Source organism: Candidatus Oleimmundimicrobium sp. (assembly GCF_030651595.1).
Taxonomy (GTDB): domain Bacteria; phylum Actinomycetota; class Aquicultoria; order UBA3085; family Oleimmundimicrobiaceae; genus JAUSCH01.
Window position 1 is genome coordinate 23352 of the sequence record NZ_JAUSCH010000029.1, and the last position, 8485, is coordinate 31836.

Here is an 8485-nt window from a genome sequence, read left to right on the forward strand (position 1 = left end):
CGCGTACTAATTCAGGAAATTAATCTAAGATTTCTACGATAACCCAACGCTTCCCCCAGTTAAGGGCTTCTTGATGAGCATTAAAACAAAGGTCTATGTGATTTTTCTTAATTTTGCCTCCTACATCTCCGGCAATAGCTTCTCCATAACCTGAAATGTAAAGTCGGCTTCCTAAGGGAATTACCGATGGGTCAACGGCAGCGATTCCATATCCTGCTTTAAGGCCAATGGCAGTTATTCCATCACCTGAGCCGGTGCATATGGGGCAGGGGCAATAGCCTGTGGCTAACATTCTAAGTGTTCCGGAACGCTTAGTTCCTCTTGAAACACTACTCTCTATTCTCTCTATTCTTTTTATTATTGAAGAAAGATTATCTTCCAACTTGCTGTCAACCTGTGCTAATGAGCTCTCTTTTTGTTCGAGTTGTTTTTTAAGAATATCTTTTTTCTGCTGTGATTGCTCTATCAAGCGGATAATTTGCTTTTGTTTTACTTCTATCTCTTCTTTTGTTTTGTTTAAATTATCCTCTTCTTTATGTATTGACTCAATAAGCTTTGAGTCTTGTTTTGCAAGCGATTTTAGGTAAAAAAAGTTATCAAAAAATTCATTAAAATTCTCTACGGTAAGCAGAAAACAAAAGGGGTTAAAATTGCCGGATGTATAGATGTATTTTAATTTATTATTTAAGATGCTGGTTTTTTCTTCTAAACGCAATTGTGTTTCGTCTAAATTTTTATTTAGTAATTTAATTTCCTCTTCAGCTAAGAATGACTCGGCATCAAGTTGGGGGATTGATTTTTTAAGTCTATTGATACTTGTTTGAATGGCTACAAGCTCTGAAAGGATATTTTCTTTGTTTTTTTCGAGTTCTGATATTTTTTGCTGGCTTAGAACTTCGTTTTTTTGCGTGTAGATATTTTGATTATTGGGTTGAGCTTGGACAAAACTCGGTAACAACAAGTAATTTATTAAAAAAGATGCCATTAAAAAAAGGCAAAACCATCTTCTTTTTTTTAGCACTTTTCCTCCCCTGGGCGGTTCTCTTTAATAAGAGCGGTATCTTAAAATTTACCACAACAAAAACATTCATAAAAGAAATTTTTTAAGTTTTTTAATGACCTGGTATAATGCGTGTGTGATCTTTAAATGGAATTAATAGGGATTTTTATTACATCATTAATAGTTGGTTTTTCTGGGGCGATAATGCCGGGGCCTCTACTCGCGGTTACCATAAACGAGGTTCATCAGAGAGGTTTTTGGTCGGGTCCTTTAATTGTTCTGGGACACGCGATATTAGAGCTTATTCTGGTGGTGGCCTTGGCTTTGGGGTTTCAGAAAATTTTACTAACTCAACAATTGTTGGCCTCATCGGTCTTTTTTGGGGCCTTTTCTTGTTGTGGATGGGTTTAGATATGTTGAAGGGAGTTTCTCAAAAAAACCGTCTCCCTTGAATTTAAATCTTCCTCGAAAATTAAGACGGGTCCCGTAACGGCGGGTGTTTTTGTTAGTCTCTCAAATTCATATTGGACTATCTGGTGAGCAACTATTGGAATAGCTTACATTTTGGCGGCTTTAAAGTTTGGCATTTGGGGTCTCATTTTTTTCTTTTCGGCTCATATTCTTGCTGATTTGATTTGGTATAGCGCAATTTCGTTTATGATTGTAACGGGAAAGAAGTTCTTATGAATTAAATTTACTTAGTTTTAAGAATTTTATTTTGTGGGCGGGCAACAGCTCTGGATTGCCTGCCTGCCGGTAGGCACGGCGCGCGCCTACTCAGTCGGTTCTCTCATTGCGAAACTTTACTCCCTTCATTTTCTTGCTCGTCCAAGAAAATGAAGCAAAAGAAGGACGGCCGATCATTTTTTACGGCTCCAAAATAACGGTTGTTCAGGCACCTGCAGAACTCCCCCTCGTTTCACTCCGGGGTCAGACAGCTTCGGCTTATTTCCTGAACGACCTATTTTTACACCTAAAAATGATATGGCATATAAGTAAAAATTAGCGCTCTCATATGTTTACCCGCCGTAGGAGGGCTTGCCCGCCTCCCCGCCTGCCTACGCCTAATATGCCGTTAGGCAATGGCGGGCAGGTGGCGGGTTGCCTACAAACAACCCACGGGGTTTTAAAAAATAAAAACAATGAAAGTTTATACTTTTAATTTTCCTGGTAGCTGGTGGCTACCTACTCCTTTTCCTTCTTCGCCTCTGCAATTATTTTTTCCTGTATATCATGAGGGGCCTCTTCGTAGCTGGCAAATTTAAACGAGAAAGTGGCTCGTCCATGAGCCATTGAGCGTAATTCGGGCGCATATTTTTTCATCTCGGCTTTTGGAACCCGAGCCTTAACTATTTCATAACCATTTCCAATAGGCTCCATCCCAAGAATCTTCCCGCGCTTGCTGTTTAAATCTCCAATCACAGTTCCCATGTACTCTTGAGGCACAGTTACTTCAACATTTAATATCGGCTCTAAAATTACAGGGGTTGCTTCTTGTATTCCTTTTTTAAAGGCCATGGAAGCTGCTACCTTGAAGGCCATCTCAGATGAGTCAACCGGGTGGTATGAACCATCATAAAGTATTGCTTTGATGCCAACAACAGGATATCCGGCCAATACGCCCTTATCCAAGGCCTCAATAAGCCCTTTTTCAACGGCCGGTATGTATTGTTTGGGAACCGAGCCACCAAAAATTTTGTCCTCGAACTCAAAACCTGCCCCATGGGGAAGGGGTTTAAATTCTATCCATACATCGCCATATTGACCATGGCCTCCGGATTGCTTCTTGTATTTCCCTTGCACTTTTGATGTTCCGCGGATTGTTTCTTTATAAGCTATCTTTGGGTCCTTAGTTATTGCTTCAACTCCAAATTTTTGTTTGAGTTTGCTTACCTTTACTTCTAAATGAACATTCCCCATCCCCGAAATAATGGTTTGACCAGTTTCATGGTCTCTTTTAACTTTAAATGTTGGGTCTTCTTCAGTTAGTTTATTAAGGGAAGTACCGAGTTTCCCATCGTCGTTTTTACTTTTGGGCTCCAAAGCAATTGAAAAGATGGGTTCAGGAAAGGTCATCTTCTCAAAAACAATTGGTTTTAACTCATCACAAAGAGTATCTCCTGTATGAGTATTAGAAAGCTTAGGTATTGCCACAATGTCTCCGGCAATTGCTTCTTTTATATCTTTCTGCTCTTTGCCGATTACTTGAAGTAGATGACTTACTTTTTCCTTATGTTTAGTGGTGCTGTTGTAAATTTCGCTATCAGCTTTAAGAGTTCCTGAGTAAATCCTGGCAAAATTTAATTTGCCGATGTAAGGGTCGGATAAAGTTTTAAATACCAAGGCAGAGAGGGGCTCATTTTCAATGGGCTTACACGTCTCCTCCTCTTTGGTTTTTAGGTTTGTTCCTTTTGCCGCGGGTCTTTCGTCGGGGGAAGGCAGGTAATCGATTATTGTATCTAACAAGGGGTTTATCCCGATATTTTCAGTAGCTGAGCCACAAAGAATTGGGACAATCTGGCCACTTTTTGTCGCTTTTTTTAATCCTTCCAGGATTTCTTCCGAAGACAAGGGTTTCTCTTCTAAGTATTTTGTTAAGAGATTGTCATCAGTTTCAGCAACTGCTTCGGTGAGAATTTTTGCATATTTATCGGTCATGGGCTTAAGGTTGTCAGGGATGGCGTCTTCAGTTACTTTTCCATTTTTGAAAGTGAGAGACCTCATTTTAATGATGTCGATGATACCCTTAAAATCTTTATTGGCTCCAATTGGAAGCTGAATTGTCACAAAGGAATTTTTAAATGTTTTTTTTAAACTTTCTAAAGCTTTCTCGAAACTGGCATTCTCTTTATCCATTTTGTTGATGAATACCAATCTTGGCAAATTTCGCTCATCGGCCATTTTCCAGGCTATTTCCGTTTGGACTTTAACTCCCGCGAGGCCATCCACCAATACAATGGCTGCATCCGATACTCTTAAAGCTGCTTTTACCTCGCCTATAAAATCAGCATATCCGGGCGTATCAATTAAATTTATCTTGTTTGACCTCCACTCTAAATAAGCTAAAGTAGAGTTTGTTGATATTTTTCTTTTAATTTCCTCGGGGTCGTAGTCGGTTACAGTAGTTCCATCATCCACTTTACCTAAACGATTTATGGCCTGGGAAGTGAATAGGGCAGCTTCAGCAAGAGACGTTTTTCCGGTTCCTCCATGAGCAACTAAACTAACATTTCTAATTTTACTTGTAGTTATTTCTCCCATAAAATTATCCCTCCAATTATTCATGTACACGATATTTTCGATATCTAAGGGGAATAATCCTTCTGTTAATTTAACAATTGTACCCTAATAGAGATAAAAACTTTTAAAATAAGTGTTAATGGGTATAATAATTGTTAAATGCAGTTATGGGGGGCTATGAAAGGGTGTCATGAAGGGAAAGAAATTAATAGTATGTTCGTTCGCGGGGGCAATTATTTTATCCATTTTAACCTGGGGCTATTTTTATGCTTTCGGAGGCTCCTTTATAAAAATAGCCCCTTCCGGCAAAAATGTAATTTCTGATTCTGCCCCAACCATCTCTATAAAAACCTTGACTCCTTTTGTCAGTTTAAAACTCGAAAAGTTTAAGCTTGATGGCAAGGATGTCCCCTTATCTGTATCTGCAGGTTCAACAAGTTTTGCCTATTCTACTCAAAAACTCTCCGAGGGAGAGCATTTTGTAGATGTTGACCTTTTGTATTGCTGTTTATTGTCCAAAGAAATCAATTTAAAGTGGTCTTTTGTTGTCGATACAGTAGCTCCCGAAGTGAGCTTTGAGAATTTTAATGGCGTCATAGCAACTCCGGTATCAAGAATTAATCTTAAAGGCAACACTGAACCGGGTGCTGAAATAAAAGTTCTTTTAAACGGGAACAAGATATCGTTTGAGGAAATTGATTCACGTGGGAATTTTACTCTTAATATATGGAGATTACCTGAGAAAGAAAATGAATTAACTTTAGAAGCTGTTGACGTGGCTGGAAATATTTGGAGCAAGAAAATCCCGATTTTATTTGACGCGTCTGCCCCAAAAATATTGAGTGTTTTCCCTGAAATTGATTCTATTGTAAGAGGGGATATGCCTGTCATAGAAGTCGGTTTTGAGGAAAATACAAAAGTGGCTTCAGCGAATATCTGGGTTGAAGGCGAAAAAATTGAGAGTGAAATTGATTTTGAAAGAATGGTGCTTAAAAGTAAGCCTATCTATGTTGTCAACGGAGAACATGAAGTAAGGGTAGAGATTATCGATGTTGCGGGAAACAAGGGGAGCGAAAAGTGGTCATTTAAATCCGATAGCACTCGATTGGTTTTAGATATTTCTGAGAGAAAATTGTATCTTTACGAGGGGGGGCTGGTGAAAAAAATTTACAGAGTTGCCGTGGGGAGTCCGCGATATCCTACTCCTCTTGGAAGTTACAGAATAACTTCAAAAAGAATGCATCCTACCTGGTACAATCCGAACAAACCATGGTCTGAAGATATGCCGCCTTTCATCCCACCCGGCCCGGGGAATCCCTTGGGACCAAGAGCATTAAATCTTAGCGCTTCAGGGATAAGAATTCACGGTACTCCCTCAACGTGGTCTATAGGAAGGGCTGCGTCGCATGGTTGTATACGAATGTATCCACGTGACGCGATAGATCTTTTTCCCAGGGTGTCTGTCGGGGTTCCTGTTGATATTATTAGATGAATCTGGAGACAGAATGATTTATCAATCGAGTTTCAATCTACATTCCTATAAGTCTGCCAACCTGTTTGATATAACTGAGGATGTTTTGTTGGAGATTTCGCAGAGCGAAGTTGATGAGGGATTAATATCTATCTTTTCTATGTCGGACTCTCGGATTACGCTTTTTTGGAAAAATTAATATCAATAAAAGACCCGTCATAAATCCTCCTATGTGTGCAAACCAAGCAACCCCTCCACTCGATTGCATCACCGGTGTTGTGATTGCGGCGTACCCGCTTGTAAGCTGCAAGAAAAACCAAAAACCGATGACAATAATTGCGGGCAACCTGATTATTTTAATAAAAATAAAGATGGGGATGGCAACATCGATTGTGGCTAAAGGATAGAGAATTAAATAAGCAGCGAGCACTCCGGCGATAGCTCCACTTGCTCCCAAACTTGGGATGGTAGAAGTTGGGTTAAAGATTATATGCCCGATGGCTCCCCCTAATCCGCATAAGAAATAAAAAACGAGAAACTTACCGTGTCCCAAAACATCCTCTATATTGTTACCAAAAATCCAGAGATAGAGCATATTCCCTATTACATGAATCCAACCACCATGTAAAAATATTGAAGTAATTAAAGTCAAGTAAGTGCTTATGCTCGGGAATTGAACAATCAAATACGGAGTCATCGCATATTCTTTTATAAACATATCTAAACCGCTTCCAAGAGATAGTTCATAAATGAAGATGGTTACATTTATAATGATTAGGCTCATTGTTGCCCAAGAAATTGTTTGTGTGGGGTTATCATCGTGAATTGGAATAATCATACGGCCTCCCGAGCATTAATCTTAACCAAAGAGGGGTTAATTGACAAAGCGTATTAACGAAATTATGATAAAAATAAATATATGGCTTAGAAAGGAGCAGTTTATGAGTTTAGTATGGGTAGTTCTTCTTATTTTATTTGTAGTTATTGTTTTGAGCGTTATCGCGACCTACAATCGTTTAATTACTTTAAGAAACAGAATAGATAATGCCTGGGCTCAAATCAGTGTTCAGCTTAAGCGCCGCTACGATTTAATTCCTAACTTGGTTGAGACGGTTAAAGGTTACGCTGCTCACGAAAAAGAAGTTTTTGAAAAGGTTACAAAGGCGAGGACTCAAGCAATCCAAGCGGGAAATATTAAAGAACAAGCGAGTGCGGAGAATATGCTCACCCAGACCCTGAAATCGCTTTTTGCGGTTGCCGAAGCTTATCCGGAACTTAAGGCAAATCAGAATTTTATGATGCTTCAAGAGGAATTGGCCGGAACCGAGAGTAAAATTGCTTATGCCCGTCAGTTTTATAATGACACAGTTATGAGGTTTCATACGCTAATTCAGTCTTTCCCCAGCAATGTTGTTGCTTCCATTTTTGGTTTCAAAGAGCGCGATTACTTTGAGATAGAAGAAACTTCCAGAGAGTCAGTTGAAGTAAAGTTTTAATAGAAGATACCTGCCCGCCTCTGGCGGAGCTTATGGCGTATAGCAGATAGCAGATGCCTGACCGCCTTCTGGCGGGGCTTATGGTTTAAACTATCAGCTATCGAGGCCGCAAGGCCGGGCCATTAAACTTATGGCTGATGAGGATACAGTTACATAGTGACCAAGAAGCTAAGAAGCCAAGGGGCTAGAATATGTATGAACAAATTTCGAGCAATGTTAGAAAATCATGGGCCATGATTGCCATATTTGTGGTGTTCGTGGTCCTTTTAGGATATATCTTTGGAGAGCTCACCCAGTTTGGTTACGCCGGGGTGATTATTGCTTTGGTGGTTGCCATCACTATGAGCTGGACAAGTTACTACTACAGCGACAGAATAGTGCTGACCATGAGCCGGGCACGGCCTGTCAAAAAAGAAGAATTTCCTTATCTCTATAATGTAGTAGAGGGGTTGGCAATTGCCGCGGATATTCCTACGCCAAAGATGTATGTCATCGAAGATACCGCCCCGAATGCTTTTGCCACGGGGCGTGACCCTGAGCATTCGGCGATTGTCGTTACCACGGGTTTGCTTGAAAAGCTCAACAGGGTTGAGCTTGAGGGCGTTATTGCCCATGAAATGAGCCACATTAAAAATTATGACATCAGGTTTGCGACTTTAGTAGTTGTAATGGTTGGGTCGGTAACCCTTCTTTCGGATTGGCTTCTTAGGTCATTTTGGTGGGGTGGTGGCAGAAGAAGAAATGAAGATAGAGGGGAGATTAATGTTATTTTAATGGTGGTCGGCCTCATCCTAGCTATTCTTGCTCCCTTAATCGCTCAACTTATGCGCTTGGCGCTCTCGCGCCAGCGTGAATTTTTGGCCGATGCCAGCGGGGCGATGCTTACCCGCTATCCTGAGGGGCTTGCCGGTGCTCTGGAAAAACTTGCTGCCGACCGTGAGCCACTGGAGGTTGCTAACAAGGCAACGGCCCATTTATATATTGTCAATCCCCTAAAAAACCTCAAGGGCTCAGTAAACAATCTTTTTAACACTCATCCGCCGATGGAAGAGAGGGTTAAGAAACTCAAAGAAATGGCTTTTGAAGCTAATTAGCTAATGTTTGCTTGATAAAGAAAACCAACTATTTTCCACAAAAATTTGGCCGAGGTACTCTAAAGGATAATTTAATAAATGCCGATAATAATAATTCAATCTTTAAATTTCCAAATAGTTTGAGAAAGCGAAAAAATGGCCAATAAAATGAATGAAAAAGATAATCAAAAAGGGGTTACTTCTG

7 protein-coding genes are annotated in these 8485 nt (G+C 40.1%); 4 read left to right on the top strand and 3 right to left on the bottom strand.

The window, feature by feature from the left end; translation table 11 throughout:
- Positions 1-19: 19 nt before the first annotated feature.
- Positions 20-1021, bottom strand: a complete 1002-nt coding sequence (locus tag Q7U95_RS02125; RefSeq protein ID WP_308751624.1) for a 3D domain-containing protein — start codon at positions 1019-1021, stop codon at positions 20-22.
- 126 nt (positions 1022-1147) lie between these two features.
- On the opposite strand from Q7U95_RS02125, the gene Q7U95_RS02130 reads away from it, so the two are divergent.
- Positions 1148-1411 (top strand): LysE family transporter, encoded by a 264-nt coding sequence (locus Q7U95_RS02130; RefSeq protein WP_308751625.1) that lies wholly within the window; start codon positions 1148-1150, stop codon positions 1409-1411.
- Positions 1412-2185: 774 nt separating this feature from the next.
- Here the strand turns inward: Q7U95_RS02130 and fusA are convergent.
- Complete coding sequence (gene fusA, locus Q7U95_RS02135; protein ID WP_308751626.1) at positions 2186-4261, bottom strand: elongation factor G; 2076 nt, start codon at positions 4259-4261, stop codon at positions 2186-2188.
- Between the two features lie 169 nt (positions 4262-4430).
- Here fusA and Q7U95_RS02140 point away from each other — a divergent pair, with 169 nt between their 5' ends.
- The gene (locus Q7U95_RS02140; RefSeq protein WP_308751627.1) at positions 4431-5732 is read left to right on the top strand and encodes a L,D-transpeptidase; all 1302 of its coding nucleotides are present in this window, start codon (positions 4431-4433) and stop codon (positions 5730-5732) included.
- Between the two features lie 121 nt (positions 5733-5853).
- On the opposite strand, the gene Q7U95_RS02145 is transcribed toward Q7U95_RS02140, so the two are convergent.
- Positions 5854-6549 carry a rhomboid family intramembrane serine protease gene (locus Q7U95_RS02145; protein WP_308751628.1) on the bottom strand — a complete coding sequence of 232 codons (696 nt, stop codon included), beginning with the start codon at positions 6547-6549 and terminating at the stop codon, positions 5854-5856.
- Positions 6550-6652: 103 nt separating this feature from the next.
- On the opposite strand from Q7U95_RS02145, the gene Q7U95_RS02150 reads away from it, so the two are divergent.
- Together Q7U95_RS02150 and htpX are read left to right on the top strand one after the other, a co-directional pair.
- A complete protein-coding gene (locus Q7U95_RS02150; RefSeq protein ID WP_308751629.1) occupies positions 6653-7207 on the top strand; it encodes a LemA family protein in 555 nt (184 codons plus the stop codon).
- A 191-nt stretch (positions 7208-7398) separates the two neighbouring features.
- Positions 7399-8301, top strand: a complete 903-nt coding sequence (gene htpX, locus Q7U95_RS02155) for a zinc metalloprotease HtpX (protein WP_308751630.1) — start codon at positions 7399-7401, stop codon at positions 8299-8301.
- Positions 8302-8485 lie beyond the last annotated feature (184 nt).